This is a genomic window from Ruegeria sp. YTSA226, from assembly GCF_059609905.1.
In genome coordinates, this window is the sequence record NZ_JBXWMQ010000005.1 from 161,055 (window position 1) to 187,810 (window position 26,756).

General features: G+C 56.1%; 26 protein-coding genes. 13 read left to right on the forward strand and 13 right to left on the reverse strand.

Annotated features, from left to right (window positions below; genetic code table 11):
• Positions 1 to 37: 37 nt before the first annotated feature.
• A complete protein-coding gene (zapE, locus tag AC2FFF_RS09795; protein WP_281972914.1) occupies positions 38 to 1,096 on the reverse strand; it encodes a cell division protein ZapE in 1,059 nt (352 codons plus the stop codon).
• A gap of 146 nt (positions 1,097 to 1,242) precedes the next feature.
• Between zapE and AC2FFF_RS09800 the strand changes: the two genes are divergently transcribed.
• Positions 1,243 to 2,481, forward strand: coding sequence for an MFS transporter (locus tag AC2FFF_RS09800; protein WP_281972915.1), 1,239 nt, complete (start codon positions 1,243 to 1,245; stop codon positions 2,479 to 2,481).
• A 1-nt stretch (position 2,482) separates the two neighbouring features.
• Here AC2FFF_RS09800 and AC2FFF_RS09805 read toward each other — a convergent pair whose 3' ends face one another.
• From AC2FFF_RS09805 to AC2FFF_RS09825, 5 genes are all read right to left on the reverse strand, one after another.
• On the reverse strand, positions 2,483 to 3,103 hold the full coding sequence (locus AC2FFF_RS09805) for an HAD family hydrolase (RefSeq protein WP_281972916.1): 621 nt from the start codon (positions 3,101 to 3,103) through the stop codon (positions 2,483 to 2,485).
• 142 nt (positions 3,104 to 3,245) lie between these two features.
• Complete coding sequence (locus tag AC2FFF_RS09810; RefSeq protein WP_281972917.1) at positions 3,246 to 3,701, reverse strand: YaiI/YqxD family protein; 456 nt, start codon at positions 3,699 to 3,701, stop codon at positions 3,246 to 3,248.
• Positions 3,698 to 5,146: a Si-specific NAD(P)(+) transhydrogenase gene (gene sthA / locus AC2FFF_RS09815; RefSeq protein WP_142636327.1), complete on the reverse strand. Its 1,449-nt coding sequence runs from the start codon at positions 5,144 to 5,146 to the stop codon at positions 3,698 to 3,700. The genes AC2FFF_RS09810 and sthA overlap by 4 nt, the downstream gene beginning before the upstream one ends.
• Positions 5,147 to 5,149: 3 nt before the next feature.
• A complete protein-coding gene (fghA, locus tag AC2FFF_RS09820) occupies positions 5,150 to 5,983 on the reverse strand; it encodes an S-formylglutathione hydrolase (protein ID WP_142636325.1) in 834 nt (277 codons plus the stop codon).
• 103 nt (positions 5,984 to 6,086) lie between these two features.
• On the reverse strand, positions 6,087 to 7,016 hold the full coding sequence (locus tag AC2FFF_RS09825) for an AEC family transporter (RefSeq protein ID WP_142636323.1): 930 nt from the start codon (positions 7,014 to 7,016) through the stop codon (positions 6,087 to 6,089).
• Between the two features lie 193 nt (positions 7,017 to 7,209).
• Here AC2FFF_RS09825 and AC2FFF_RS09830 point away from each other — a divergent pair, with 193 nt between their 5' ends.
• The 7 genes from AC2FFF_RS09830 (at position 7,210) to AC2FFF_RS09860 (ending at position 14,783) form a co-directional block, all read left to right on the forward strand.
• A complete protein-coding gene (locus AC2FFF_RS09830) occupies positions 7,210 to 7,827 on the forward strand; it encodes a TetR/AcrR family transcriptional regulator (protein WP_142636321.1) in 618 nt (205 codons plus the stop codon).
• A 368-nt stretch (positions 7,828 to 8,195) separates the two neighbouring features.
• Positions 8,196 to 9,779 carry an ABC transporter substrate-binding protein gene (locus tag AC2FFF_RS09835; protein ID WP_142636319.1) on the forward strand — a complete coding sequence of 528 codons (1,584 nt, stop codon included), beginning with the start codon at positions 8,196 to 8,198 and terminating at the stop codon, positions 9,777 to 9,779.
• Between the two features lie 65 nt (positions 9,780 to 9,844).
• The gene (locus tag AC2FFF_RS09840) at positions 9,845 to 10,939 is read left to right on the forward strand and encodes a M24 family metallopeptidase (protein ID WP_142636318.1); all 1,095 of its coding nucleotides are present in this window, start codon (positions 9,845 to 9,847) and stop codon (positions 10,937 to 10,939) included.
• Entirely contained in the window at positions 10,939 to 11,946 is a 1,008-nt protein-coding gene (locus AC2FFF_RS09845; protein ID WP_142636316.1) for an ABC transporter permease subunit, read from the forward strand. Before AC2FFF_RS09840 ends, AC2FFF_RS09845 begins: the two co-directional genes overlap by 1 nt.
• Entirely contained in the window at positions 11,946 to 12,848 is a 903-nt protein-coding gene (locus AC2FFF_RS09850) for an ABC transporter permease subunit (protein WP_185956667.1), read from the forward strand. Before AC2FFF_RS09845 ends, AC2FFF_RS09850 begins: the two co-directional genes overlap by 1 nt.
• 4 nt (positions 12,849 to 12,852) lie before the next feature.
• Positions 12,853 to 13,830 (forward strand): ABC transporter ATP-binding protein, encoded by a 978-nt coding sequence (locus tag AC2FFF_RS09855; RefSeq protein WP_281972918.1) that lies wholly within the window; start codon positions 12,853 to 12,855, stop codon positions 13,828 to 13,830.
• Positions 13,827 to 14,783 carry an ABC transporter ATP-binding protein gene (locus AC2FFF_RS09860; protein ID WP_281972919.1) on the forward strand — a complete coding sequence of 319 codons (957 nt, stop codon included), beginning with the start codon at positions 13,827 to 13,829 and terminating at the stop codon, positions 14,781 to 14,783. Before AC2FFF_RS09855 ends, AC2FFF_RS09860 begins: the two co-directional genes overlap by 4 nt.
• A gap of 1 nt (position 14,784) precedes the next feature.
• Here AC2FFF_RS09860 and AC2FFF_RS09865 read toward each other — a convergent pair whose 3' ends face one another.
• Complete coding sequence (locus AC2FFF_RS09865) at positions 14,785 to 15,462, reverse strand: GntR family transcriptional regulator (protein WP_281972920.1); 678 nt, start codon at positions 15,460 to 15,462, stop codon at positions 14,785 to 14,787.
• A gap of 157 nt (positions 15,463 to 15,619) precedes the next feature.
• Here AC2FFF_RS09865 and AC2FFF_RS09870 point away from each other — a divergent pair, with 157 nt between their 5' ends.
• The gene (locus tag AC2FFF_RS09870) at positions 15,620 to 16,657 is read left to right on the forward strand and encodes a GlxA family transcriptional regulator (RefSeq protein ID WP_246097212.1); all 1,038 of its coding nucleotides are present in this window, start codon (positions 15,620 to 15,622) and stop codon (positions 16,655 to 16,657) included.
• Between the two features lie 32 nt (positions 16,658 to 16,689).
• Here the strand turns inward: AC2FFF_RS09870 and AC2FFF_RS09875 are convergent, their stop codons facing one another.
• The 6 genes from AC2FFF_RS09875 to AC2FFF_RS09900 form a co-directional block, all read right to left on the reverse strand.
• Positions 16,690 to 17,532 carry a fumarylacetoacetate hydrolase family protein gene (locus AC2FFF_RS09875; protein WP_281972921.1) on the reverse strand — a complete coding sequence of 281 codons (843 nt, stop codon included), beginning with the start codon at positions 17,530 to 17,532 and terminating at the stop codon, positions 16,690 to 16,692.
• Between the two features lie 19 nt (positions 17,533 to 17,551).
• Positions 17,552 to 18,307 (reverse strand): SDR family oxidoreductase, encoded by a 756-nt coding sequence (locus AC2FFF_RS09880; RefSeq protein WP_142636305.1) that lies wholly within the window; start codon positions 18,305 to 18,307, stop codon positions 17,552 to 17,554.
• A gap of 86 nt (positions 18,308 to 18,393) precedes the next feature.
• Positions 18,394 to 19,224 carry an amidohydrolase family protein gene (locus tag AC2FFF_RS09885; protein WP_281972922.1) on the reverse strand — a complete coding sequence of 277 codons (831 nt, stop codon included), beginning with the start codon at positions 19,222 to 19,224 and terminating at the stop codon, positions 18,394 to 18,396.
• Positions 19,221 to 19,649 (reverse strand): RbsD/FucU family protein, encoded by a 429-nt coding sequence (locus AC2FFF_RS09890; protein ID WP_142636301.1) that lies wholly within the window; start codon positions 19,647 to 19,649, stop codon positions 19,221 to 19,223. The genes AC2FFF_RS09885 and AC2FFF_RS09890 overlap by 4 nt, the downstream gene beginning before the upstream one ends.
• Entirely contained in the window at positions 19,639 to 20,691 is a 1,053-nt protein-coding gene (locus tag AC2FFF_RS09895; protein ID WP_281972923.1) for an aldo/keto reductase, read from the reverse strand. Before AC2FFF_RS09895 ends, AC2FFF_RS09890 begins: the two co-directional genes overlap by 11 nt.
• The gene (locus AC2FFF_RS09900; protein WP_281972924.1) at positions 20,688 to 21,425 is read right to left on the reverse strand and encodes a GntR family transcriptional regulator; all 738 of its coding nucleotides are present in this window, start codon (positions 21,423 to 21,425) and stop codon (positions 20,688 to 20,690) included. Before AC2FFF_RS09900 ends, AC2FFF_RS09895 begins: the two co-directional genes overlap by 4 nt.
• Positions 21,426 to 21,508: 83 nt before the next feature.
• Between AC2FFF_RS09900 and AC2FFF_RS09905 the strand changes: the two genes are divergently transcribed.
• The 4 genes from AC2FFF_RS09905 to AC2FFF_RS09920 are packed head-to-tail and all read left to right on the forward strand — an operon-like array spanning position 21,509 to position 26,626.
• The gene (locus tag AC2FFF_RS09905) at positions 21,509 to 23,062 is read left to right on the forward strand and encodes a UxaA family hydrolase (RefSeq protein WP_281973022.1); all 1,554 of its coding nucleotides are present in this window, start codon (positions 21,509 to 21,511) and stop codon (positions 23,060 to 23,062) included.
• Between the two features lie 40 nt (positions 23,063 to 23,102).
• Complete coding sequence (locus AC2FFF_RS09910) at positions 23,103 to 24,629, forward strand: sugar ABC transporter ATP-binding protein (RefSeq protein WP_281972925.1); 1,527 nt, start codon at positions 23,103 to 23,105, stop codon at positions 24,627 to 24,629.
• Positions 24,626 to 25,633: an ABC transporter permease gene (locus tag AC2FFF_RS09915; protein ID WP_281972926.1), complete on the forward strand. Its 1,008-nt coding sequence runs from the start codon at positions 24,626 to 24,628 to the stop codon at positions 25,631 to 25,633. Before AC2FFF_RS09910 ends, AC2FFF_RS09915 begins: the two co-directional genes overlap by 4 nt.
• A 48-nt stretch (positions 25,634 to 25,681) precedes the next feature.
• On the forward strand, positions 25,682 to 26,626 hold the full coding sequence (locus AC2FFF_RS09920; protein WP_142636294.1) for an ABC transporter substrate-binding protein: 945 nt from the start codon (positions 25,682 to 25,684) through the stop codon (positions 26,624 to 26,626).
• Positions 26,627 to 26,756 lie beyond the last annotated feature (130 nt).

Here is a 26,756-nt window from a genome sequence, read left to right on the forward strand (position 1 = left end):
TTGGTGAAGGCGCGCAAAACGTGACTGGGCAGCGCCCCTATGCCCCCCAATCTTCGGCTTGCATCTCGCGCAGTCGCGAGGCAGTGCGTTCGAACTCGAACGTCCCTTCACCCTCGACATACAACATCTCGGGCTCTGCGGCCGCCGAACAGATCAGGCGAACCCGCGCCTCATACAAGGCGTCAATCAACGTCACAAAACGCTTGGCCTCATTGAAATTATTCCGGGACAGGCGCGGGATGTCCTCCAGAACCAGAACTTTGACCGCCTCGGCAACGGCCAGATAATCTGCAGGGCCCAGCATCCGTCCGCACAGATCATAGAAGCTTGCTCGGGCTATCCCGTTCCGAAAGGCCGGCAATTCGACAGCACGGCCATTTACCTGCAACACCAGCGGTTCCGCCGCACCGCCCGCGAGATCGTTCCAGACGGATCGGATATTCTGTCGAGCCTCGGGGCCGATCGGCGTGAAATAGACTGGCGCACCTTCAAGACGGTTCTGTCGGTAATCAGTGGGCGAGACCAGCTCCCATATCTGAAGCTGTTCCTTGATATGCGCGATGAATGGCAAAAAGAGCTGGCGGTTCAAGCCGTTCTTGTACAATTCGTCCGGGTGCCGGTTGGATGTGGTGATGACCACGACCCCGCCAGCATGCAAAAGATCAAACAGCCGCCCGACGATCATCGCATCGGTGATATCGGTGATCTGCATCTCGTCAAATGCCAGCAGTTTTACGGATTTAACAACCGAGTCCGCGACCGGTGCAAGCGCATCCTCAACTCCGTCCTTACGAGCTTTGTGCATTCCCGCGTGGATTTCCTGCATGAAAGCATGAAAATGGACGCGACGGGCGGGGATGTCGCCAAGCGCGTCGACAAACATATCCATCAACATCGACTTGCCACGACCAACTCCGCCCCACAGATAAAGTCCCTGGGGCGGCGGGGGTGCCTTGCGAAAGAAACCACGCTTGACCGGAATAGCCAAGGCCGCGCGAATGCGTTCGAAATGCGGAAGGACAGCCTCTTGCGCATCGTCCCGCGTCAAAGTGTCATCGGCGATGCGTGCCTCGTAAATCGATATCAAATCTGACATATCCCGAGGGATACCTTCACCTCAGGGCGTTGAAAAGAAGGCATTTGGAAGATGCATCAATTTTGCTTATCCGCGGCGTCAAAACTCCTGAATTGACCACGGTACAAATTTGCGTACCGTCGCGGCTCTGCCATCCCGAGGATTCAATGCCCCAACACGCGCGCCTGCTAAACCCGATCTTGATCGTCGGCTGCATCATTATCGCAGTCAGTTTTGCGGTGCGGGCATCCTTTGGCGTATTCCAGATCCCCATTGCGACTGAATTCGGCTGGCTGCGCACCGATTTTTCGATGGCGATTGCGATCCAGAATCTCGCTTGGGGAATTGGGCAACCCATTTTTGCCGCCATCGCCGAGAAGGTGGGGGATCGCCGTGCGATTGTGCTCGGGGCATTGACCTATGCAGCGGGCATGGTGTTGTCGGCGTGGTCCGTTACCCCGTTCGAGCATCAGATGTACGCCTGGCTTGTGGGCTTTGGGATTGCCGGCACGGGGTTTGGTGTCGTGCTTGCCGTAGTTGGACGGGCGTCCTCTGATCATAACCGCTCTATGTCTCTGGCCGTCGTGACAGCGGCAGGAAGCTTTGGCCAGGTTTTGGGTGCTCCAACGGCGGAATGGCTTTTGTCTTTTATGCCCTGGCAACAGGTTTTCATCGTGTTTGCCGTTGCCATCCTGGCACTGGTCTTGACTCTGCCCTTCATGCGCGCGCCCCAAGCCGCAACCAAAGCCGAAATCGAAGAGAACATGGGCCAGATTCTGGGCAAGGCCTTTCGGGACCCGTCTTATACCCTGATTTTCCTGGGATTTTTCAGCTGTGGTTATCAGCTTGGCTTTATCACAGCGCATTTTCCCGCTTTCGTTACCGAAATGTGCGGCCCGATTCAGCCGGGTGGAATACTGCATTCCATTGGTATAACGACAACTTCCGCCTTAGGGGCTGTGTCGATTTCATTGATCGGGTTGGCCAATATCGGAGGGACATTGCTGGCGGGGTGGGCCGGAATGCACTTTCCCAAGAAATACCTTCTGGCCTCTATTTATGCCGCCCGCACGCTTACAGCGGCGGCTTTCATTATCCTGCCGATCACGCCAATCACGGTCGTTGTATTCTCATTGGTCATGGGTTCGCTCTGGCTGGCAACGGTTCCACTGACCTCGGGGCTTGTCGCACATTTGTACGGGTTGCGCTACATGGGTACGCTTTACGGCATCATCTTCTTCAGCCATCAGGTCGGCAGTTTTCTTGGCGTCTGGCTAGGCGGCCGCATGTATGATCAGTACGGAGATTACACCTTTGTCTGGTGGATCGGCGTGGCCATCGGCGCCTTCAGCGCCATCGTTCACCTGCCCATCCGCGAGAACCGCACACAACCCGTCGCGGCCTGATCTATCGCGCGTCTTCGCGGGTCAAAAGCCCCTCAGCCACCAACCGGTCGGCCCATCCTTGCGGGCCCTCAAAATGATGCGTTTGCCAGCCTCGCGCCTGCGCCGTTTCGATATTGTCGATCCGGTCGTCGGTGAACAACAACGCCTCAGGCGCCAGACCACAATCGGCTTCGACCATCTCGTAAATAGGGACATGCGGTTTCACGGTCTGCATGCGACCCGAAACATACAGCCGGTCAAACTCGTTGAGGAACGGATAGACCGTGGTGGCATAGTCAAAATTCTGCACACCGAAATTTGTCAGCGCAAAGACCGGGGTGCCTCTGGCGCGCAACGCACGTTGCAGCCGTACCGAGTGGGGAATTTCTGGCGTGGCCAATTCGATCCATTTGTCGTGCCACATCCGGATTTCATCGCGCCATTCGGGATATTTCTCGGCCCAATCATAGATGGTGTCCGTGAAGTGATGCCCCTGATCAACCAGATCATTCATTCCATGCAGGTCAACCTCGGCAAACATGGCCCGGCGACGGTCTTCACCAATAACCGCATCGTAGAACCGTTCTGGCTGCCATTCTATCAGGACATTCCCGATGTCGAAAACCACCGCTTCTATTGGCATGAATAATCCTTCTTAGAATCTCTGCTAGGGCTGACTGAATCAATCCTTGCTGCGCTTTTCAAGACAGGAACTGCAGCGCGCAGCGCTGCCCGGCCCAACCGGAGGGGACGCATCTCTGATGCGTCTGAGACGGGCGGGAGGGTCACGCCCTTAGTGCCGCCCGCAATTCCCGTTCCAACGCATCCAAAAACCGGGACCTATCGGCCTTGCCAAAAGGCTTGCCACCGCCCCCTGCGCCCAGAGGGTTTGCCGAACGCAGGTCTGCCATCAGGTCGCGCATCGCCAGTTGCTGACCAATATTGGCGGCGGTAAAGGCCTCGCCGTTGTGACGTAATACACGCGCACCTGCTTCAACACATTTCGCGGCTAAAGGAATGTCTGAGGTCACAACCACGTCCCCTGTACCACAACGCTCTGCGATCCATTTATCGGCCTCATCCGCACCTGCGGACACGATCACAACCTGTACCAGAGGATTGGCCGAAGGCCTCAGGCCACCGTTCGATACCAGAGCCATCGGAATCTTATGTCGGGTCGCTACACGCTCGGCCTCGGCCTTCACTGGACAGGCATCTGCGTCTATGTACAGGGTTGTCACGCTTTCTTTGCCTGTTTCTCGGCAGGCTTCTTCTTGACCTTGAACTCCTCAGGGATGGGCATCCGATTGAACGCATCCAGACCAGCGATCTTATAGGCCTCGGCCAAGGTCGGGTAGTTGAATGTGTTTTGAACGAAATAATCCACTGTGCCTTTCAGGTTCAATACAGCCTGTGCGATATGGATCAGCTCAGTCGCGCCTTCGCCTACGATCTGCACACCAAGAACCCGGCGGGTTTTCAGCGAAAACAGCATCTTCAACATGCCATGTTCCAACCCCATGATATGCCCGCGAGAAGTTTCGCGGAATCGCGCGACGCCAACCTCGTAAGGGATATCGCGCTCCTGTAACTCTTCTTCGGACATGCCGCAGGTGGATATCTCGGGCACCGAATAGATGCCGTAAGGGTACCAGGGGCTTTCCGGCAGGGTCGGGGTCTCCAACGCGTGACATGCCGCCACGCGCCCCTGCTGCAGCGAGGTTGATGCCAGCGAGGGATGTCCGATTACATCTCCGGTCGCATAGATATGCGGTACCGCTGTCTGATAGGTCTTGCGATCGACCTCAATCCGGTTGCGGTGATCGGTTGTCAGCCCGACAGCATCCAGATTCAAGGCCGAGGTCGCGCCCATCCGCCCGGCGGCAAACAGCAACATCTCGGCCCGGACATGCCGTCCATTCTCGAGCGTCACTTCTACGTGGCTACCTCCATCTTCGATCTTTTCAACGGCAGAGCCCAGCCGCAAATCCACGCCGTTTTCGCGGATTTGGTGGGTAAAGTCGTGGATCAGCCGGCTGTCGATGAAATCCAGAAACGTCTCACGGGGTTCAATCAGGGTGACACGTACATCAAGCGCGGAAAACATCGTGGCATATTCCACACCGATTACACCGGCCCCGATCACGCATAGCGAGCGCGGTATCTCGGCCATCTCCAGAAAATCATCGCCATCGACGATGGTCTTCCCGTTGAAGGGCACATAATCGGGACGATAGGTCTTGGTTCCGGTGGCGATCAGGAACTTTGCGGCGGACAGACGTGTGGTTTCGCCTGCGTCGGTTGCAACCTCAATCTCGTGGGGACCGACAAATCTTGCCAGACCATTTAAGGTTTCCACGTGGTTCCGGTTGAACTGATGTTCCAGCACATCGACCTCATGGTCCAGCGTCATGTGCAGCCGAGCCTTGAGGTCTTCGGCCCGGATCTGATCCTTTACCCGGTACGAGCGCCCGTAAAAGCTGCGCTCGCGCCAGCCAGACAGGTTCAGCACTGTCTCGCGGAGGGTTTTTGACGGGATGGTCCCGGTATGGACCGAGACCCCACCCAACCGATCCTTGCGGTCGATAACCAGCACCCGGCGTTTCAACTTGCCTGCCTGAATCGCCGCCGAACGACCGGAAGGGCCGGACCCGACAATGATCAGGTCATAGTCGTATTTGCTCATGCCTCAGTCTCCATACAGTGCTTCGGCGTGGAAAGTGATGTGGTCTTCCATGAAGGTCGACACAAAGAAGTAAGAATGGTCATAGCCGGGCTGCAGACGGAAAACTGCCTGTTGGCGACGTTCGGCTATCGCCTGGGCCAGCGCCTCGGGGCGCAACAGGTCGATGAACTGGTCATTGTCGCCGGTGTCGATCAGGACAGGGCCGTCGAAACCGGTGTTCTTCATCATCAGCGATGCGTCGTGCTTGGCCCATTGGGCCGCGTCATCGCCCAGATATGCCTTCAGTTGTTTGCGGCCCCAATCGGCGCTTGTTGGGTTTGAAATTGGTGCAAATGCCGAAACCGATCGGAACCGACCCGGTAGGTTCATTGCCAATGTCAGGGCGCCATGGCCGCCCATGGAATGGCCGGTAATGGCCTGGCGGTCTGCGTCGATTGCAAAGGTTTCAACCAGCAGAGCGGGCAATTCCTCGGCCACATAGTCCCACATGTTGAAGTGCGGTGCCCAGGGTGATTGCGTGGCATTCACATAAAACCCCGCGCCCTGGCCCAGATCGTAGTCCTCGTGATCGGCGACGCCTTCGCCGCGCGGGGATGTGTCAGGGAAAACAAGGGCGATACCCTGTTCCGCGGCCCAGGCCTGCGCCCCGGCCTTGGTCATGGCGTTTTCATGGGTACAGGTAAGACCTGACAGATACCATAGAACCGGAACCGGGCCGTCCTTTGCCTCGGCGGGCAGGAACAGTCCAAAAGTCATGTCGCATTGGCAGGCAGCCGAGGCGTGGCGATAGACGCCCTGGACGCCTCCGAAACAAGCGTTTTCCGAAAGGGTTTCCATTTGGTTCCGTCCTTACGTTAGGTTCGCGCCATGGCTATCGTTACTCGGTCCGTGCGTAAAGTCTGTGTTCCTGCGGCCAGCGAGTATTTTCCCTATCTGTGGCTTAGAATGTTCCGGCTATGGCAATCACCAGTGGCAGTGTCAGGATGCTGACCACGGTAGACAAGAGAATTGCGGCCGAAGCCCGATGGGGTGCGACCCCGTAATAGGCCGCCAGCATATAGACATTCCCAGCGACCGGCAGTGCTGCCGCTGCAATGGCAACCGAAGCCGAGAAGCTTTCCGCCGGGATCAGCCAGATTACGAAGACAGCAACGCAGAGCGGATGAATGATCAGCTTGCAAAAACTCAGCCAGGCAGCTATCTGAACACGCTCGGCGGATTTGCTGGCGAGCGATGCCCCTATCGCAAACAAGGCTCCCGGAGTGGCTGCCCCGCCCAGGATTGTCAGAAAATCGTTCAGTGGAACGGGCACGGGAATTTGGAAGGCTGACCACAAAAGCCCCGCTGAAATAGATACGATCATCGGGTTTTTGAGCAAACCGAGGCCAATCAACCTAAATGTTGCCGGCGTCAGCCGCCCATCGCGTCCGGCATTGATCAAAATCACGATCAGCGAGGAAAACACCACAAGGTCGACAGTCAATACCAGCATGACCGGGCCGATTGCTGCTTCGGTGAACAAAAGCGCAAGCATCGGCAGCCCCAGAAAGCCCACATTGCCGATCGCAGCGCATTGGGCCTCGACGGCCGAGGTTGGTATGTCAAGGCCGCGCATCCACGCGATCAGACTGGCCAGAGCATAAACCGTAAGCGTTCCCAGCAGATAGCCCGCGACCAATCTGCCGTCGAATATCTCGGCAAAGGGCAGGGTGGCGGCAAAGCGGAACAACATTGCCGAAAGCGCGAAATAGAACACGAATTTCGTCAGATAGGCCGTGGCTTCTTCCGAAAAGAACCGACTGCGCCCAGCCCAATACCCCAGGCCGATAATCGCAAAGAACGGCAGCGTACGCAGAAAAATATCAGCCATGGCCAGAGTGTTAGCACGGTTTTCTCTGGCGGCAACCCCTGGCCAATCAGGCCCCGCCGAACGACCTTCGCGGACTGACCTAACGGAAAAATTACCATAATCCCGCCTGCCCATGGCCGAAATCCTATGCGAATCGTTGTATCTGAACTGATCAGTTTATAGATTCGACGAATTCACCCCTGAAGGAGAGCGCATGTCCGAAGCAACTGCCATTTTGCGAACAGGCCGAAAATTTGATCAGGTCCTGCAAGGAGCCCGATCAGTGTTCATGGCAGATGGTTTCGAAGGAGCTAGTGTAGATGACATTGCGCGCGCGGCGGGTGTTTCCAAGGCGACTTTGTACAGCTATTTCCCGGATAAGCGTCTTCTTTTCATGGAGGTCGCTCAGAACGAGTGCTGCCGTATGGCCGAGAATGTCGTTTCGATGGTTGACGATACAAAACCCGCACGCGAGGTGCTGACCATCGCTGCGACCCAGCTGGCCGCATTTCTGGTGTCGGATTTTGCGCAGCAGGTGTTCCGCATCTGCGTGGCCGAGCAAGATCGGTTCCCCGAACTTGGCCGCGCCTTCTATGAGGCGGGGCCGCAAAATGGCACCCGGCAACTTGCAGAATATCTGCAAAAAGCGGTGAACAAAGGCGAATTGGTTATCGAGGACCTTCAATTTGCCGCTGAACAGTTTTCGGAATTGTGCAAGGTCCGCCTTTGGCCCCGATCCACATTCGGCATTCAAAGCAGCTTTTCAGAGGCTGAGATTGAAGAGGTAGCGCTGCAGGCTGTCGACATGTTCATGGCCCGTTACGGCGCCTGACATTTGGGTCGGATCGACTCGATTCAAGATATGGATGTGGAGGTCGATCCCTGAAGCCCGCGGCATTTAGGATTGATGGCATTCAAGAGTTCGGACGCTCCTGCCCGGTGGCTTCGCCACTGCTTGGCTCTAATCGCCAAAGAACCGAAATCAGTTAGAAAACAGGCTCGACCAGGCAAATCATAACGCTGTACCTGCCCTCTTTTTTACTTCCTGATCGCTGGGCGGTGAACTCAGTTGACAATGGATTTTGTATTTTGGATACATTGGGCAGGGATTTCGCGGCGGTGACAGTCATCAAAGATTGTTCTGACTAGAAATTAGAACAACGCGAAAATCTGAAGAAAAAACATTTCTGGGAGAAACTCATGAAACTTAGATTGATGGCCGCAACTGCAGCGATTGCGTTGTCCAGTGCTGCGGCCCAAGCAAATACTTTGGTATATTGCTCGGAAGGATCACCCGAAGGCTTTGACCCGGCGCTATTTACTGCAGGGACAACCTTTGATGCCTCGTCACACCCGATTTACAACCGTCTGCTCGAGTTTGAGACCGGTACTACCAATGTTATCCCCGGTCTGGCGGAAAGCGTTGAGGCCAGCGATGATGGTCTGGAATATACCTTCAAATTGCGTCAGGGCGTCAAATTCCATTCGAATGACGAATTCACGCCGACGCGTGATTTCAATGCTGATGACGTGATCTTCTCGTTCATGCGCCAGAAGGATGAAGGCCATGCCTATAATCAGGTATCTGGTGGTACCTGGGAATATTTCCAGGGCATGGGTATGCCGGACCTGGTCGAGTCGATTGAAAAAGTCGACGACTACACAGTGAAGTTCACCCTGTCCAAGCCTGAAGCGCCTTTTGTGGCCAACATGGCGATGGACTTTGCCTCGATCCTGTCTGCGGAATATGCGGATGCGATGATGGCCGCGGGTACGCCTGAGAAGCTGAACACAGCACCGATCGGGACTGGTCCGTTCTCGTTTGTAGCCTATCAGAAAGACGCGGTGATCCGCTATGCGCAGAATGCCGACTACTGGAAGGCCCCTGCGGATGTGGAGAACCTGATCTTCGCGATCACGCCGGATGCATCGGTTCGCTATCAAAAGCTGAAAGCGGGCGAATGTCATATCATGCCTTATCCGAACCCGGCCGACATTCAGGCGATGCAGGACGATGCGGATATCAACATGTTGGAGCAGGAAGGCCTGAACGTCGGCTACCTCGCCTACAACACCACCATGGCACCGTTCGACAATCCGAAGGTCCGCAAGGCGCTGAACATGGCGATCGACAAGAATGCGATCATCGACGTCGTGTTCCAGGGCTCGGGCCAAGTTGCCAAGAACCCGATCCCGCCAACCATGTGGGGCTATAACGACGCCATCACCGATGACGCGTATGATCCCGAAGCGGCCAAGGCGATGCTGGAAGCCGAAGGCGTATCCGACCTGTCGATGAAGGTTTGGGCGATGCCGGTACAGCGTCCCTATAACCCGAATGCACGCCGTATGGCCGAGCTGATCCAAGCGGATTTTGCCAAGGTTGGTGTCGACGTCGAAATCGTGTCCTATGAATGGGGTGAATACCTGTCGCGTTCGAAAGATCTGGACCGTGACGGAGCCGTTCTGCTGGGTTGGACCGGTGACAATGGCGATCCAGACAACTTCTTGGCGGTTCTGCTGGGTTGTGACGGACGCGAAGCCTCGAACCGGGCGCAGTGGTGCCACGAACCCTTCGAAGAGCTGATCCTCAAAGCCAAGCAGTCCACCGATCAGGCCGAACGCACCAAGCTGTATGAAGACGCTCAGGTGGTCTTCAAAGAGCAGGCGCCTTGGGCAACGATCGCACACTCGGTGGTCTTTATGCCGATGCGCAACGAAGTGCAGGGCTATAAAGTGCACCCGCTGGGCGGCCACATCTTCTACGGTGTGAGCGTCGAATAATTCATCACTTACCGACCGGAGCCGCCCGCGTGGCGGCTCCGGTTTCTTATTGGAGGTCGGCCCTGATGCCGAATTTGTCCGAGTACCGTCAACTGGCAAAGGACATGTCAGTTGATGCCGTGGCCCTTGTGCCCGGCCCGAATTTCACCCGTGCATTGGGAAAACCTTTCATGAGCCACGAGCGGCCCTTTGTGGTCGTGGTCCCCGGCGAAGGTTCTCCTGCGGCCATCGTTCCCAACCTTGAGCTCGGCAGTTGGGACCTGGTTGAATTTGAAGGCGCCGTTTTCGACTGGTTCGACCAGACCGGATATGATGACGCCTTTGCAGCCCTCGCCAAGCATATGCCGCTGACATCGCTGGCTGTGGAAGGGCAGGTGATGCGAGTCTTTGTGTCGAAAGCGTTTACCAACGCGTTACCGGACCTGCGGATTGTCGATGCCGAGCGTGAAATTTCTGGCTTGCGCATTATCAAGACAGAAGACGATATCGCAGCGCTTCAAGCCGCGATCGACATCTCTGAACGCGCGTTAGAGCGCGTGATTGCGGATGTGCGCGTCGGTCAGACCGAATTGCAGATTGAACAGGCCTTGATTCAGGCGCTGTTTGCGGAAGGCGCCGCCTCGCTGGCATTTTCGCCGATTGTTGCCGCCGGGGATAACTCGGCGCGGCCCCATGGTAAGGCGCGGGCGGATTACCAGATCAAACCGGGCGATGCGCTTTTGTTTGATTTCGGAGCCCGCAAACATGGGTTTGCCGCCGACATCACCCGCACGTTCTTTGTCGAAGAGGTCTCGGACGAGGGCAGGGCGGTCTATGACACCGTTCTGCGCGCCAATCTGGCAGGATTCAAAGCCTGCCGTCCCGGTGTCACGGCGCATGATATCGACGATGCCGTGATCGGCGTTCTCGAAGCGTCACCCTATGCCGATCGGATCCGCACCAAAACGGGCCACGGTCTGGGCCGCGACGTTCACGAAGCGCCGTATATCATGCGTGGAAACGACCAGAAAATCCTGCCGGGCATGGTTTGGACAAACGAGCCGGGCCTTTACGCGCTGGACAATTTCGGCGTGCGCATAGAAGATGACGTGCTTGTTACAGGGGATGGCTGTCGGTCGCTAACCCACTTTCCCAAAGATCTCACAATCATAGGTCGCTGATGTTTGGCTACTTTCTTTCTCGTCTCGGTATGTTCATTCCGACATTTCTGGGTGTAACGCTTATCTCTTTCATGTTCATTCGCGTTTTGCCTGGTGATCCGATCATCGTCATGGCCGGCGAACGCGGAATGTCCGAGGAACGCTATCAGGAAATGGTGGTCAAACTGGGCTTCGACAAGCCAGTCCTCCAACAATATTGGGACTATCTGACCGGCGTTATGCAGGGCGATCTGGGCGAAAGCTTTGTCACCAAGAAACCGGTCTGGGACGAGTTTTTTGCCCTGTTCCCAGCGACGCTGGAATTGTCGATCTGCGCGATGATCTTCGCGGTGGCCCTTGGGTTGCCCGCCGGTGTCATTGCCGCAGTCAACCGGGGCAAATTCTTTGATCGGGCGCTGATGTCATCTGCGCTGGTGGGATATTCGATGCCGATCTTCTGGTGGGCGCTGCTGCTGATCATCGTGTTCTCGGGCAATCTGGGCTGGACGCCTGTTTCGGGCCGGATCGACCTTCTGTATTACTTCCCCAGCGTGACCGGCTTTATGCTGATCGACAGTCTCTTGTCGGGGCAACCCGGGGCATTCACGTCGGCTGTTCGGCATTTGATTCTGCCAACGATTGTTCTGGGGACGATCCCGCTGGCTGTCATTGCGCGTCAGACGCGCTCGGCGATGCTTGAGGTTCTGGGCGAGGACTACATTCGTACCGCGCGGGCAAAAGGCCTGTCCCCCACACGGATCAACGGGCTGCATGCTCTGCGCAATGCGTTGATCCCCGTGATTACGGTGATCGGCCTGTCGGTTGGAACTTTGCTGGCTGGGGCAATTCTGACCGAGACGATCTTTAGCTGGCCGGGCATCGGCAAGTGGATGGTCGACAGTATTTTCCGCCGCGATTACCCGGTGGTGCAGGGCGGCCTGCTGATGATCGCCGTGATCGTGATGCTGGTGAACCTGCTGGTCGATGTCCTTTATGGCATCATCAATCCAAAAATCCGGAGGCGGTGATGGCTGAACTATCCGCAAACGCACCCAAAACCGAAGACCGCCCAAGCGCCTTGCGCGAATTCTGGTTTTATTTCAGTGAAAACCGCGGCGCGGTGATTGGCCTGTGGGTATTCGCTGCCTTTGTCTTTTGTGCTGCCTTCGCACCTTTGCTGGCCCCCTACGATCCAACCGAACAGTTCCGCGAGCATATCCTGCAGCCTCCGGCGTGGCAGGAAGGCGGCAGTTGGGCCTTCCCGCTGGGGACTGATCCACTGGGCCGGGATATGCTTTCGCGGCTGATTATGGGATCTCGCTATTCCTTCTTTGTCGGGATCGTCGTGGTTTGTGTGGCCGTGTCAGGCGGTGTGGTTCTTGGCCTGCTTTCCGGGTTTGCACCCAAATGGGTCGACACGATGATCATGCGCGTGATGGATATTATCTTGTCCTTTCCGTCGCTGCTGCTGGCACTGGTTCTGGTCGCCATTCTGGGCCCATCTCTGACCAATGCAATGATCGCCATCGCCATTGTGTTTCAACCACATTACGTGCGCCTCACCCGCGCCTCGGTTCTGGCCGAACGGCAAAAGGATTATGTGACCTCGGCCCGTGTGGCCGGTGCAAGCAAGGCACGGCTGATGTTCAAAACCGTGCTGCCGAACTGTCTGGCGCCGATCATTGTCCAGGCGGCGCTGTCCTTCTCGACTGCAATTCTGGATGCTGCGGCACTTGGCTTTCTGGGCATGGGGGCGCAGCCGCCCACGCCGGAATGGGGCACGATGCTGGCCGAAGCGCGCGAATTCATTCTGCGCGCCTGGTGGGTGGTAACTTTCCCGGGCCTGGCCATTCTGGTCACGGTGCTGGCAATCAACCTGATGGGCGACGGTCTGCGCGACGCGCTGGACCCCAAGCTGAAACGGAGCTGACGACATGAGCCTGTTGGAAATCCGAAATCTTTCGGTCGAGTTTGCTACTGCGTCGGGTGAGTTCCGCGCTGTGGATGGCGTTGATCTGTCTGTCAACAAGGGCGAGTTAATGGCCATTGTTGGGGAAAGCGGCTCGGGTAAATCCGTGTCAATGCTGGCGCTGATGGGGTTGCTGCCATGGACGGCGACAATCACTGCAGATGAAATGAGCTTTGAGGGTCGCGACCTGACCAAAATCTCGGCACGGGATCGGCGCAAGATCATCGGCAAAGATATTGCCATGATCTTTCAAGAGCCGATGTCTTCGCTAAACCCCTGTTTCACGGTCGGTTTCCAGATCAAGGAAGCACTGCGTATCCATTTGGGGCTAAACCGCAAAGACCGTCATCAGCGCGCGATTGAGCTGTTTGACCTGGTGGGTATTCCAGCACCCGAGAGCCGTCTGAATACGTTCCCTCACCAGATGTCGGGCGGCATGAATCAGCGGGTCATGATCGCGATGGCGATTGCCTGCACCCCGAAACTTCTGATCGCGGACGAACCCACTACCGCGCTTGATGTAACGATTCAGGCGCAGATTCTCGATCTGCTGGTCCGCTTGCGCGATGAGCAGAGGATGGGCCTTGTTCTGATTACCCATGACATGGGTGTTGTGGCAGAAACCGCCGAGCGGGTTCAGGTCCAATATGCCGGTCAAAAGGTCGAGGAACAGCCGGTACGCGATCTGTTCCGCACACCGCGCCATCCTTATACCTCAGCTTTGCTGAACGCTTTGCCTGAACGGGCAACTTCGAAATTGCTGCCGACGATTCCAGGTGTTGTTCCTGGTCAATTTGACCGTCCCAAAGGTTGCTTATTCAGCCCCCGATGCCAATTCGCCGATGACCTGTGCCGGAACACACCACCCGCTCCGCATGGAGCAGATTTCGGCAAGGCCCGCTGTCACCACGTCAAGGAAATCACCGCTGGAGAATTGGCATGACCGCCCCGATCGTTCAGGCAAACGCGTTGGCCCGGCACTATGAGGTCAAAGGGGGATTGCTGTCGAAATCGGCAACGGTCAAAGCCCTTTCCGGTGTGGATTTTGCCCTAGAGCCTGGCAAGACGCTGGCCATTGTAGGAGAGTCCGGGTGCGGTAAATCCACCCTCGCTCGCGTCGTAACGATGATTGAAGAGCCCACTTCGGGAACACTGACCATCGACGGCGTCGATATCACCCCTTCAAAATGGGCTGAGATGCGCGAAAACGTGCAGATCGTGTTTCAGGATCCCTATGGTTCGCTTAATCCGCGACAACGGATCGGTCAGATCCTGCAGGAACCTCTGATCATCAACCGGCCCGATATGACCGCTGCGGAACGGGAAACTCGCGCACGCGAAATGATTGATCTTGTCGGTCTGCGCCCCGAGCATTATGATCGCTACCCCCACATGTTTTCGGGCGGCCAACGGCAGCGGATTGCGATTGCCCGAGCCCTGATGCTGAACCCCAAGGTTCTGGTTTTGGATGAGCCGGTATCGGCGCTGGATGTTTCGATCCAGTCACAAATCCTGAACCTGCTGGTTGAACTGCAAGAGCGTCTGAACCTGGCCTATCTGTTCATCTCGCATGACCTGTCGGTGGTGAAGCATTTCGCTGATGACGTAATCGTCATGTATCTGGGACGTGCAGTCGAGAAAGCTCCGAAAGAACAGTTGTTCGCGGCGCCCCGGCATCCTTACTCCAAAGCGTTGTTGTCGACGACACCGCGTGCCGACCCCGAGGCGCGTAAGGAACGGATCAAGCTGGAAGGTGAGTTGCCCTCACCGATGAATATCCCCAAGGGATGTGCCTTTGCTCAGCGATGCTGGCTGGCAACTGACGAATGCCGTGCGGCACCACCCGATCTGCAAGGAACAACCCATCAGGCTGCATGCCTGCATCCGCTGGGTTAGGTTAGATCTCGGAACTGCGCGTTGCGGTGACCATCGCAAGCAAATGGTCTTTTGTACGCCCAATATGTTGGGTCAACAGCGCGCAGGCTTCCTCAACTTGCCCATTCTCGGCCAGCGTCAGCAGTTGGCGATGGTCCTTTTTCGCGGGCTCGCGTTGTTCCATAACGCTCAGGTGCATACGGACATAGCGATCGGACTGTAGATTGATCCGTTGTAGTATATCATTGGTGATCCCACGGCCTGCTGCAGCGTAAAGCGCATTGTGGTATTCGTAGTTCAAACCACCCCACCGCCCGACATCATAGGCTTCGTAGGACGTTTCCATTTCGTCCAGAAACCTTTCGCATTCGGCAAAATTTGCCTCGGCCATCTGTGGAATTGCACGCCTGAACAGGTCGACCTCCAACATTATCCGCAGGTCAAATATCTCACCGATTTCTGACAGCGAATGTCTTGTCACCGCAGCGCCGCGATTGTTGGTCAGCTGCACAAGACCCTCTGCATCAAGCCGTTTTAACGCTTCTCGTATGGGCATGCGTGACACGTCATAGTCTTCTGCCAGGGCTTCTTGACGGATGGCTTCACCTTCTGCCATCTCACCGCTTAGAATCCGCTCGCGCAGGTCATTTGTGATGACATCGGGCAAACTTTGCCTGGGAATTGCGCGGGTTCTTGGCATTGTTACAGTCTCTGCTGGTGTAATTTTGTATCCAAAATACAAAATAGACACCGATTTTCCAAGAGCCTTGCATTCACTAATGAATATAAAGTGTTGATTGATTTCAAGCCGCCTCGGCTGCCACAGTAAAAATGGTCACGTTCTATAAGGATTAAACATGAAAGAGGATCGTATGGATAATCCGCGCTTTTTGCCAAAAGGCGCAATTTCCGTGGACGTTTCCTATGACGGGCCGCCCAAGGCCTTCTATTTTCTGCTTTTACCCAACACGACGATGCTGGCTTTCAGTGCCGCGATTGAGCCTCTGCGCATATCAAATCAACTGTCCAGAAAGCAGCTGTTCGAATGGTACGTGCTCTCCACCGACGGAGAACCCGTGACCTGTTCCAACGGCATACGTGTTCAGGCGGATCACTCGGTCCATGACCTGGAGAAGGGAGCGTTTGTCTTTGTGTGTTCCGGAACGCAACCGATGAGGTCTTTCAACACAAATGTCCTGAACTGGATTCGGCGACAAAAGGCGCATGGATGTGAGTTCGGTGGGATTTGTACCGGTGCATTTGCCTTAGCAAAGGCGGGCGTGATCGGAACCAGAAACTTTACCGTCCATTGGGAAAACCGGCCTGGCTTTTGTGAGAACTTCCCAACAATGGAGCCGACCCAGAACCTCTATGAAATTGACGGGAAACTTAGAACATGCGGGGGCGGGCACGCCAGCACTGACATGATGCTTGAAGTTATCGAGGAATTGTTTGGCAACGCCTTGGCGAACAATGTTTCGGAAATGTGCCTGCACAGAAGGCTGGGAGAAGGCGGCAGCAAACAGGTATCGCCGGTTTCGGCGCTTTTGGGCACGCGAAATGCCAAATTGATCGAAGCGGTGCAAATCATGCGCGAGAATATTGAAACGCAGCTTAGCCTCGAGGCAATAGCGGATCAGGCGTCCCTGTCCCGCCGGCATATGGAGCGGCTGTTCAGGCAGCACACTAACATGTCGCCGGGACGGTTCTATAATGAACTCAGGCTGGACCGTGCTTTTGCCCTGTTGAATGAAACAAACCTGAGCGTTTCTGAGATAGCCTTTGCATCCGGGTTTTCCAGTACGGATAGGCTTTCTGTGCATTTCCGGAACCGATTCAGAATATCACCGCATAATTTCCGGCGATCCTGGTCCGAGGAAACCCACCCAGAATGACTGGATGAGCACCACTTGATAGGTCCCAGGGACTATCCCTGTATAACGTTCTGACGTTGAACCCCCAGACCTTCGATCCCCAGTTCCATCTTGTCTCCAGGTTTGAGGTAAACCTGCGGATTTTGCCCCAGACCCACACCGGGGGGTGTCCCGGTCGAGATCACGTCGCCGGGTTGCAGTGACATGAATTGCGACAGGTGCGAGATCACCGCTGTGACACTGAAATGCATCGTTCTGGTCGAGCCATCCTGATACCGATGCCCGTTCACCTCAAGATACATTGGCAGGTCTTGGGGATCAGGGATTTCGTCCCGTGTCACCAGCCAGGGACCGATTGGGCCGAACGTATCTGCGGATTTACCTTTGACCCACTGACCTGAACGGTGCAGCTGAAAATCCCGTTCTGACAGGTCATTGATCACACAATATCCTGCCACATGGGCCAGTGCTTCATCCTCCGAGATGTATTTTGCTTCTTTTCCGATGACGACGCCCAGTTCCACCTCCCAGTCGGTCTTGACTGACCCGCGGGGGATTTCAACCGTGTCATCGGGGCCTATGATGGCGGATGTCGCTTTGAAAAAGACCACCGGCTCAGCAGGTAGGTGCATGCCGCTTTCGGCCGCGTGATCGGCAAAGTTTAAACCGATGCAGATGAACTTGCCGACACGTCCAACACAGGCGCCGATACGGCTGTCGGCATCGACGGGTGGCAGGGTTTCAAGATCCAGCGCGCGCAGCCGTGCGAGGGTTTCATCGCTAAGCGCTTCCCCAGCAATGTCGGCGACGATCCCCGACAGGTCCCGGATAGTGCCGTCTTTATCAACTATGCCCGGCTTTTCCGCGCCTGCTGAGCCGTATCGTAGCAATTTCATTTCACATTCCTCATTTGCTTCAGATCGTCCAGCCGCCATCAATGGCAAAGGGCTGTCCGGTTGTGTATTTGCTGGCATCGCTGGCCAGATAGAGCGCAAGTTCCGCGATCTCATCTGCGGTTCCGATGCGGCCCATGGGTTGCCGCGCGATAAAATCAGTCATTGCTTTCTCGTAATCCCCAGTTGCGCGCAACCGGTCGTGCAAGCTGGGGCTGTCGACAGTGCCGGGGCAGATCGCATTGCACCGGATGCCTTGAGTAACGAAATCGGCTGCGATCGATTTCGTCAGTCCGATTACGGCGGCTTTCGAGGCGCAGTATGCAAACCTGTTTGGAACGCCCTTCAACGAAGAGGCGACCGAAGACATGTTGATGATAGACCCGCCACCATGTTCCAGCATTGTTGGCAGGGCACATTGGATCAGCCGGTACATCGATTTGACGTTCAGCTCAAAACTGGAATCCCAGTCACGTTCATCACATTCCAGAATGGACCCGCCAGCCACATATCCTGCGCAGTTGAACAAAACATCCAACGGGGGCGTGCCCGCGACGAAGTCCTGCACTGCCGCCGCATCGGTTACGTCAAGTTTTACCGACGTAACGCCTTGGATATTTTGCAACTCTGCCAGAGAGGTATCATTAATGTCGCTGGCAAAAACCTGTGCACCTTCGGCGGCGAACAATTCGGCTGTTGCACGCCCTATGCCCTGTCCCGCGGCGGTGATCAGAGCAGTTTTTCCAGCCAGACGGCCAAGGTTTTCGGATGATGTCATATCTAATTCACTCTCCTTCTAAAATCCAAGCTTCTGGGAACCACGACGGCAAAATCCCATCGGCATACAGCCTCGGAAAGATCAATCTAGTTCCTGAGATCATAGGCATGGGCAGCATTACCGCCCCGTATCGCCTGATGCTCGTGTGGTGACAGACCGGTTAACAGCGTATCGGTCGCCTCGAGCCATCGTTCATAACTGCTGTTTAATGTGCAAACCGGCCAGTCGCTGCCCCAGATCAGGCGATAGGGCCCGAATGTGTTCAGCAGGTGATCCACATAGGGCTTCAAATCTTCTACCGTCCAATTCGCCCCGGCCTCGGTCACCAACCCGGAAAGTTTGCACCAGGCATTTGTATTTCGGGCCAATGTCGACATGTCTTCTTGCCAGTCCTCCATGACTCCCTCCCGGATCAGGGGCTTGGCACCGTGATCAATTACCGTGCACATATGTGGGTGCCGTTCCAGCAGCTGTTGAAGCGGCCCCAGATGTCGCGGCAGGGTTAGCGCATCAAAGGTAAGGTTTGACTGTTGCAGAGAGTCAAAAGCCGGTGTCAGCCCATCCTTGAGCATCCATAATGGGTCGGGAATGTCCTGAACCATGGGGCGCAAACCGACAAAGACCGGGTGGGCAGCCAGTCGTGCGATTTGTTCCGGTGCGTCGGCGGCCTCAAAATCAACCCATCCGACAACGCCTTTTATGAACGGGGCCTGCTCGGCGAGTGACAGCAGATACTCGGTCTCAGCAGCTGTCGGCGCAGCCTGTACCAAGACCGTACCGTCAATTCCCGCTCCTTTCAGCAATGGGGCCAGATCCGCGGGCGCGAAATCCGCGTAAATCGGCCCCAAATCCGGTGTCAGCCAGCCATAGTCTTCGCGCGCCAATGTCCAAAAATGCTGATGGGCGTCGATCTTCATCCAAGGACGCCCTTTTTCAGGATAATATTTCCATACAGCCGACGTTCGCCGGTTTGCACGATCGCAAAAGCTGTGGCCGCCCGGTCGTAAAAGGCGAAACGTTCAAGGCCTTGTATCGTGGCCGGGTGGTCCGCTATTTCGCTGATAATGGTCTGAAAATCGGCGATGGCCTCAGGTATAGCATCCGGATCGCCAACAACCTGCATGGTCAGGGCCGGGTCAGGGACAAATGTGTCCAACGGCATGACAGACAAAATAGCTCTTAGGATTTCGCTGGCGCTTGACCCGTCGGCACGTATGCAGCCCGGCCCAGAGCTGGAGCCGGGGAAATTCGCATCCGCAATCACGATTTCATCGCCATGCCCCATAGCGCGCAGGGTGTACAACAGGTCAGGCGACAGGATGGGATCAATATTACGCAGCATAGGCAGCCTCTCCGGGAAGGGGGGCGTCGGAACGGATCAATCCTTCCGAACACAGATCAGACCAAAGCGCAGCGGGGATTTGACGTTCGAGCAGGGCCGCATTGGCCTGCACCTCGGCCGCATTCACCGCGCCGGGGACAACGGTTTTGACGCAGGGATGGCCAAGGACAAATTGCAAGGCAGCAGCGATCAGTGGTGTATCATGGGCTGAGCAGACAGCCTCGATCTGGCGAACTCGGGCAAGGATGTCTTCGGGTGCATCAGCATAATTGTATTTCGCACCGGAAACAGCGCCGGTTGCGAGGATACCCGAGTTGTACGGCCCGCCAAGAATTATGCCCACGTCCCGCTTTTCGCAAAGGGGTAGAAAGCTGTCTAAGGCGTCTTGTTCCAAGAGGGTATAACGGCCTGCCAGAAGAAACCCGTCAAAGTCGCCCAAGCCCAATAATCTTTCGCAGACCTGCCATTCATTTACACCGGCTCCAATGGCGGAGATTTCACCGGCTTCACGAAGTTCGACCAGAGCTTTGTATCCGCCGCCATCGAACAGTTCCCGGATCTTGGCATCAGATGCCTCCTGACTGCCCTGACTGAACGCACAGACGTCATGCACAAGTAGGATATCGGCGCATGAGACACCCAACCGGTCGCGGCTGGCGTCGTAGGATCGCATGACCCCGTCATAGGTATAGTCGAAAACGATACGTTTCTGCGGCACATCAACAAAGGCTTCGGGTGTGACCTGATGCGGTGCGCAATCCAGCAGCAGACGCCCGATCTTGGTCGAAAGTTGAATCTCTTCGCGTCCGAACCGGGCAATAGCCTGGCCAAATCGTTGCTCGGAGCGGCCCAGCCCATATTGCGGTGCGGTGTCAAAAAATCGGATGCCCAAATCAAAGGCTGCCTGCAGCGCAGCCTGCGCATCCTCATCTGATACTTTGCGATAGAGATTCCCCAAAGGCGCGCCACCAAAACCCATCCTGGTCAGCGGAACGGGTCGCGCCGTGCGGCCATTTAGAAGCTCTGTTGCGGTAACTGTCATCCTGCCTCGCGTATTGGATGAGGGGAGTCCGTGAAAAGGTGGGACTGTTCCTGCTGCAAGCGTTGAATCCGAGGCATCAACTGCCCCAGATGACGTCGCATGGCGTCCTGTGCAGCTTTTTCATCTCTCTCAAGAATCGCGTTGAAAATGGTACGGTGTTCGGTCAGCGTTTCCACAACCCGGCCCGGGGTGGGCAGCAGCAGCATTCGTGCTCTGGTCACTTGCAGTGAAACGGTTTGCGCGACGTCGCTTAACCTGTTGAATCCTGTGAATTTCATTAGCAGGCCGTGGAATTCTTCATCCGCCTCGTAAAAGCCGGGGACATCTTCATCTTCGATCAGCAGCTCTTGCAGACGCATGTTGCGGCCCAGTATCTTGCGCTGATCCTCGGTCAAATCGCGCGCGACTTTGGCGACCGTCGCAAGTTCAAGTGCTTCACGCAGGAACATGCCCTCGCGAATTTCGGACATCGAGAAATAGGATACACGCGTGCCGGATTGGGGCACGACATCCACCAGACCCTCGGAAGCAAGTCGGGCAATCGCCTCGGTCACGGGCGCACGCGAAACGCCAAGGCGTTCGCATATCGGCGCCTTCCTGAGGTTGTCGCCCGGCGCGAAGTCCAGCGACAGGATTGCATGCTTGATTGAGAGGTAAACGCGCTGAGACAACGAGCCCTCAGACGTAGAAATATCGCGCAGGTGCAGAGCGTTTATGTCCTGTGGTTTAGTCATATTTGGTGACCTAGCATACTAACATGTTAGTTGACAAGTGCGTGTCCGACGATTAGCAGTCGGGATCAGCAAACAGGAAAATGATGCAACCAGATCAGAAAATAAAGGCTTCTGAGCCCGCAGCGCGCGATACAGTCAGGTTGAACCCGGACGACAATATCGTCATTGCACTCCGAGATCTGAAGATCGACACGCAGCCTTCCGGGCTGAATGTCCCGCTTCGGGATCAGGTTCTGCGTGGGCACAAGATTGCTATTGCCCCAATTTCTGCCGGAGAAAACGTCATTCGCTATGGTCAGATCATTGGTCAGGCAAAGGCAGATATCGCAGCCGGAGATCACGTCCATGTCCACAATCTTGGTATGGGGGCCCATCAGCAGGATTATGCCCATGCGACCGCAAATACCCCTTTGCCGCATTCCGACGAAGAGCGGAGTTTTCTTGGGTATCACCGGTCCGATGGGAAGGTTGGCACGCGCAATTATATCGGAATTCTGACGACAGTGAATTGTTCGGGTTCAGTAGCCCGGTTCATCGCCGAAGCGGCCTTAAAACGTGGGTTGCTTGATCCATATCCCAACGTGGACGGGGTGGTGCCCATCGTGCATGGCACGGGCTGCGGTATGTCGGCCAAGGATGACGGCTATGCTACGTTGATGCGCACCCTGGCCGGGTACGCCCAGCACCCGAACTTTGCCGGCATTCTGCTGATCGGGCTGGGATGTGAGGTCATGCAAGTGGCCGGTCTGGTTGATGGCCGCCCCATCCGCGAGGACGGTGCCTTGCGCTATATGACCATCCAAAACGAAGGCGGTACGCGCCGCACGATCGAGCGCGGGCTTGCCGAGCTGGAGGGGATCGCTCGGCTCGCCAATCAGGCGGTGCGCAAGCCCGCTCGGATCAGTGCGATTACGGTCGGGATGCAATGCGGAGGCTCGGATGGTTATTCCGGCATCACTGCCAATCCGGCGCTTGGATATGCCTCTGATCTGCTTGTGCGCCATGGCGGAACAACAATCCTGTCGGAAACCTCTGAAATTTATGGCGCCGAGCATCTTTTGACCCGGCGCGCAGAAACGCCGGAAATCGGCGAAAAACTGATCGACCGTATTCATTGGTGGGAAGATTACACCAAGCGCAATGGCGGCGAGATGGACAACAATCCAAGCCCCGGAAACAAGCGCGGTGGCCTGACGACCATTCTTGAAAAGTCTCTGGGTGCGGTGGCCAAGGGGGGCACGGCCCCGATGCGCGACGTCTACAGATTTGGCGAAATTATCGACAAAAAGGGCTTTGTCTTCATGGACAGTCCCGGGTTCGATCCTTGCTCGGTCACTGGTCAGGTGGCGGCGGGTGCCAATTTGATCGTGTTTACCACAGGCAGGGGGTCGGTCTCCGGATATCAACCCACGCCCTGCATCAAGCTGGCGACGAATTCGGAAATGTACGCCCGCATGTCCGAAGACATGGATCTGAATTGCGGCGACATCGTCACTGACGGGGTCAGTATCGAGGCCAAGGGCGAAGAGTTGTTCGAAATGTTGATCCGTGTCGCATCGGGCGATCAAACAAAAAGCGAAGAGCTTGGTTTTGGGGGCGTTGAATTTGTCCCCTGGCAAATCGGCGCTGTGATGTAGCGGCAGGTTCGTCAGAGGTAGGGGCAAAATGGGGGGAGAGATGGAAAAACTGGTCGAAATGAAGGGGATCGAAAAGTATTTCCCCGGTGTGCACGCGCTGAAATCCGTGCAGTTCGATCTGTTTTCGGGCGAAGTCCACGCGCTTATGGGGGAAAACGGGGCGGGGAAGAGTACGTTGATGAAAATCCTGTCCGGGATCTATCAGCGCGATGGCGGCGACTTGGCCATTCAAGGCAAATCAGCCAGTCCCACATCCCCGCGTGAGGCTCAGAACCTCGGGATCGGGATCATCCATCAGGAACTGAGTCTGATGAATGATCTGACCGTAGCGCAGAACATCTTTATCGGACGCGAGCCCCGGAAACGTTTTGGTCGCCTGGACGAGGCCGCGCTGAACGCTCAAACCGCTGAAATCTTCGGGGCGATGAACCTGAACCTTGATCCCAAAGCGCTGGTCGGCGGGTTGACCATTGCCAAGCAGCAGATGGTCGAAATTGCCAAGGCGCTGTCCTATCGCTCCAAGGTTCTGGTCATGGACGAACCGACCGCAGCCCTGAACGACGCCGAGATTGCCGAGCTGTTCGTCATCATCCGCCGCCTGAGGGCGGAAGGGGTGGGGATTGTCTATATCAGCCACAAAATGGACGAGCTGAAACAAATCGCCGACCGTGTGACTGTCATGCGCGACGGTGAATATGTTGGCACTGTCGGTGCCAGTGACACGCCGATCAGCAAAATCATTGCGATGATGGTTGGGCGCGAAGTATCCGAAGACCCTCTGGATGTGCCGGACCTGAGCGATGCCGAGGTTTCTCTGGAAGTCGCAGGACTGACGCGGGGCACGGATCTGAAAGATGTCAGCTTTTCGGTCCGGAAGGGTGAAATCTTGGGCTTTGCTGGGCTGATGGGGGCAGGGCGGACCGAAGTTGCGCGGGCAATCTTTGGGGCTGACACTATCGATGGCGGTGAAATCCGGGTACATGAGCAGATCGTGCCCATCCGTTCCCCTGTGGATGCCGTGCGGGCCGGGATCGGGTACCTGTCCGAGGATCGCAAGCATTTCGGCCTCGCCACGGGAATGAACGTCCGCGACAATATCGCTCTGGCTTCGATGGATAGGTTTACCAGTGCCACCGGTGTTCTGAACGATAGCGAAATCAGCACTACGGCCAAAGGCTATATCGCCCAGCTTGGCATTCGCACACCCTCGGATGTGCAAGAGGTGCGCCTGTTGTCCGGCGGCAATCAGCAAAAGGTAGTCATCGCAAAATGGCTTCTGCGAGATTGCGACATCCTGATCTTTGACGAACCCACGCGCGGTATTGATGTCGGTGCAAAATCGGAAATCTACAAACTGCTCGAAGAACTGGCCGCGCAGGGAAAGACGATCATCGTGATCTCATCCGAATTGCCGGAAATCATGCGCCTCAGCCACCGAATCGCCGTCATGTGCGAAGGCCGGCTGACCGGAATTCTACCCGGCGGAAACAACACCACTCAGGAAGACATCATGCATCTGGCCACCCAACGCACGGCGGCGATGCAGGTCACAGGGACAGCAATATGACCACAGCAACGGATATAGACAAGAAAAAGCCCCTGGCGGGCCTGTCGGAAAGCGGCGCGTATCAAAAGCTGCTGGCCTTTGCCAGTCTCATCGCCCTGTTGATCGGCTTTTCGATCGCATCGCCGAACTTCATGCAGACCTCGAACATGATAGCCATTCTGCAGGCAACTTCGGTCAACGGCGTACTGGCCGTTGCCGCAACTCTGGTGATCATCACGGGCGGAATCGACCTGTCGGTTGGCACTTTGATGACCTTCTGCGCCGTGATTGCGGGCGTAGCCCTGACTTATCTCGGCATGCCCCTGCTTTTGGGTGTTGCTGCAGCCATTGCAGCGGGTGCGTTTTGTGGTCTGTGTTCGGGCACATTTGTGGCCAAAATGAAAATCCCGCCCTTCATCGCGACGCTGGGCATGATGCTGATCCTCAAGGGTCTATCGCTGGTTATCTCGGGCACACGACCGATCTATTTCAATGACACGCCTGGTTTCGATCAGATCTCGCGCGGGTCTCTGATCGGAGAAATCGTCTCCTCGGTACCTATCCCGAACGGCGTGCTGATCTTGTTTTTGGTCGCGATTGCAGCATCCTATATCCTCAGCCGCACTGTTCTGGGCCGCTATACGTTCGCTTTGGGATCGAACGAAGAGGCGGTCCGCTTGTCGGGTGTCAACACCGACGCCTGGAAGATGCGAATCTACGCGCTGGCCGGGGGAATTTGCGGCATCGGCGGCATCCTGATCGCCTCGCGCCTGAACTCGGCACAACCCGCTTTGGGGCTGGGATACGAACTTGAGGCCATCGCGGCTGTGGTCATTGGCGGAACCTCTCTGTCCGGCGGGCGCGGCACGATCCTGGGAACGCTCATCGGCGCGCTTATCATGGCTGTCCTGACCAATGGGCTGCGCGTTCTGTCTGTCGCGCAGGAATGGCAGACCGTTGTCACTGGCGCGATCATCATTCTGGCCGTCTATGCCGACATGGCGCGGCGCAAAAAGACCGGGTGAACAATTTTTAGGACCAAAGAAGATAACGACCAACTGGAGGAGAATATCATGTTAACACGTCGTTTCGTTCTGGGGGCGCTCAGCGCAGCCACCCTCGCAGCTCCGGCCTCGATGGCCATGGCGGAAGAAATCTATATTCCGCTGGTATCCAAAGGGTTCCAGCACCAATTCTGGCAGGCGGTAAAGCAGGGCGCCGAACAGGCAGCCGAAGAGTTTGACGTCACAATCACATTCGAAGGACCGGACAACGAAACGATGGTCGACCGTCAGATCGACATGCTGGCCGCAGCACTGGCAAACAATCCCAAAGCTATCGGCTTTGCCGCACTCGACAGTCAGGCCGCCATTCCGTTGCTGAAGCAGGCAAATGACAAGGGTATCCCGATCATCGCTTTTGACAGCGGAGTCGACAGTGATATTCCTGTTTCTACTGCCACAACTGATAACCTAGCTGCAGCGGGGCTTGCCGCTGACAAAATGGCCGAAAAGATTGGTGGAAAAGGCAAAGTTGCAGTGGTAGCCCACGACCAGACCAGCCGCACTGGCATTGACCGCCGCGATGGATTTGTGAACCGCATTGCGGAAAAATACCCTGATATCGAAGTTGTCACCGTTCAGTACGGGCAGGGCGACCATCTGAAATCAACCGAGGTGACAAAAGCGATCCTCACTGCAAACCCCGATCTGGATGGTATTTTTGGCACCAATGAAGGCTCTGCCATTGGTGTCGTGAACGGGGTACAGGAATTGGGCACCGAAGGCCTTGTCATCATTGGCTATGACAGCGGCAAAGCCCAAAAAGACGCGATCAAAAGTGGTCTGATGACCGGGGCAATCACCCAGAACCCGGTTGGTATCGGCTATGAAACGGTCAAGGCGGCCGTCGCGGCGATGAAAGGCGAAGAAGTCCCCGCCCTAATCGACACCGGCTTTTACTATTACGATGCTTCCAATATTGACGATCCGAAGATCGCGGCAGTTCTTTACGACTAAGAGCCTGACAGCTTAATACGGACCGGTTCGCCCGATCGGCGGACCGGTTTTTTTGTCTTACTGGGTTGCAACAATCATCTTTTCTGTTTGCGGCGTTTTCATGCTATCCTCTACAGGTTATTTTTTTGAT

What these genes read in the sequence shown, in the direction of transcription:
- zapE (WP_281972914.1), bottom strand. Translation starts at nt 1,096, where the DNA reads ATGTCAGATTTGATATCGATTTACGAGGCACGCATCGCCGATGACACT.
- AC2FFF_RS09800 (WP_281972915.1), top strand. Translation starts at nt 1,243, where the DNA reads ATGCCCCAACACGCGCGCCTGCTAAACCCGATCTTGATCGTCGGCTGC.
- AC2FFF_RS09805 (WP_281972916.1), bottom strand. Translation starts at nt 3,103, where the DNA reads ATGCCAATAGAAGCGGTGGTTTTCGACATCGGGAATGTCCTGATAGAA.
- sthA (WP_142636327.1), bottom strand. Translation starts at nt 5,146, where the DNA reads ATGAGCAAATACGACTATGACCTGATCATTGTCGGGTCCGGCCCTTCC.
- fghA (WP_142636325.1), bottom strand. Translation starts at nt 5,983, where the DNA reads ATGGAAACCCTTTCGGAAAACGCTTGTTTCGGAGGCGTCCAGGGCGTC.
- AC2FFF_RS09825 (WP_142636323.1), bottom strand. Translation starts at nt 7,016, where the DNA reads ATGGCTGATATTTTTCTGCGTACGCTGCCGTTCTTTGCGATTATCGGC.
- AC2FFF_RS09830 (WP_142636321.1), top strand. Translation starts at nt 7,210, where the DNA reads ATGTCCGAAGCAACTGCCATTTTGCGAACAGGCCGAAAATTTGATCAG.
- AC2FFF_RS09835 (WP_142636319.1), top strand. Translation starts at nt 8,196, where the DNA reads ATGAAACTTAGATTGATGGCCGCAACTGCAGCGATTGCGTTGTCCAGT.
- AC2FFF_RS09840 (WP_142636318.1), top strand. Translation starts at nt 9,845, where the DNA reads ATGCCGAATTTGTCCGAGTACCGTCAACTGGCAAAGGACATGTCAGTT.
- AC2FFF_RS09845 (WP_142636316.1), top strand. Translation starts at nt 10,939, where the DNA reads ATGTTTGGCTACTTTCTTTCTCGTCTCGGTATGTTCATTCCGACATTT.
- AC2FFF_RS09850 (WP_185956667.1), top strand. Translation starts at nt 11,946, where the DNA reads ATGGCTGAACTATCCGCAAACGCACCCAAAACCGAAGACCGCCCAAGC.
- AC2FFF_RS09855 (WP_281972918.1), top strand. Translation starts at nt 12,853, where the DNA reads ATGAGCCTGTTGGAAATCCGAAATCTTTCGGTCGAGTTTGCTACTGCG.
- AC2FFF_RS09860 (WP_281972919.1), top strand. Translation starts at nt 13,827, where the DNA reads ATGACCGCCCCGATCGTTCAGGCAAACGCGTTGGCCCGGCACTATGAG.
- AC2FFF_RS09865 (WP_281972920.1), bottom strand. Translation starts at nt 15,462, where the DNA reads ATGCCAAGAACCCGCGCAATTCCCAGGCAAAGTTTGCCCGATGTCATC.
- AC2FFF_RS09870 (WP_246097212.1), top strand. Translation starts at nt 15,620, where the DNA reads ATGAAAGAGGATCGTATGGATAATCCGCGCTTTTTGCCAAAAGGCGCA.
- AC2FFF_RS09875 (WP_281972921.1), bottom strand. Translation starts at nt 17,532, where the DNA reads ATGAAATTGCTACGATACGGCTCAGCAGGCGCGGAAAAGCCGGGCATA.
- AC2FFF_RS09880 (WP_142636305.1), bottom strand. Translation starts at nt 18,307, where the DNA reads ATGACATCATCCGAAAACCTTGGCCGTCTGGCTGGAAAAACTGCTCTG.
- AC2FFF_RS09885 (WP_281972922.1), bottom strand. Translation starts at nt 19,224, where the DNA reads ATGAAGATCGACGCCCATCAGCATTTTTGGACATTGGCGCGCGAAGAC.
- AC2FFF_RS09890 (WP_142636301.1), bottom strand. Translation starts at nt 19,649, where the DNA reads ATGCTGCGTAATATTGATCCCATCCTGTCGCCTGACCTGTTGTACACC.
- AC2FFF_RS09895 (WP_281972923.1), bottom strand. Translation starts at nt 20,691, where the DNA reads ATGACAGTTACCGCAACAGAGCTTCTAAATGGCCGCACGGCGCGACCC.
- AC2FFF_RS09900 (WP_281972924.1), bottom strand. Translation starts at nt 21,425, where the DNA reads ATGACTAAACCACAGGACATAAACGCTCTGCACCTGCGCGATATTTCT.
- AC2FFF_RS09905 (WP_281973022.1), top strand. Translation starts at nt 21,509, where the DNA reads ATGCAACCAGATCAGAAAATAAAGGCTTCTGAGCCCGCAGCGCGCGAT.
- AC2FFF_RS09910 (WP_281972925.1), top strand. Translation starts at nt 23,103, where the DNA reads ATGGAAAAACTGGTCGAAATGAAGGGGATCGAAAAGTATTTCCCCGGT.
- AC2FFF_RS09915 (WP_281972926.1), top strand. Translation starts at nt 24,626, where the DNA reads ATGACCACAGCAACGGATATAGACAAGAAAAAGCCCCTGGCGGGCCTG.
- AC2FFF_RS09920 (WP_142636294.1), top strand. Translation starts at nt 25,682, where the DNA reads ATGTTAACACGTCGTTTCGTTCTGGGGGCGCTCAGCGCAGCCACCCTC.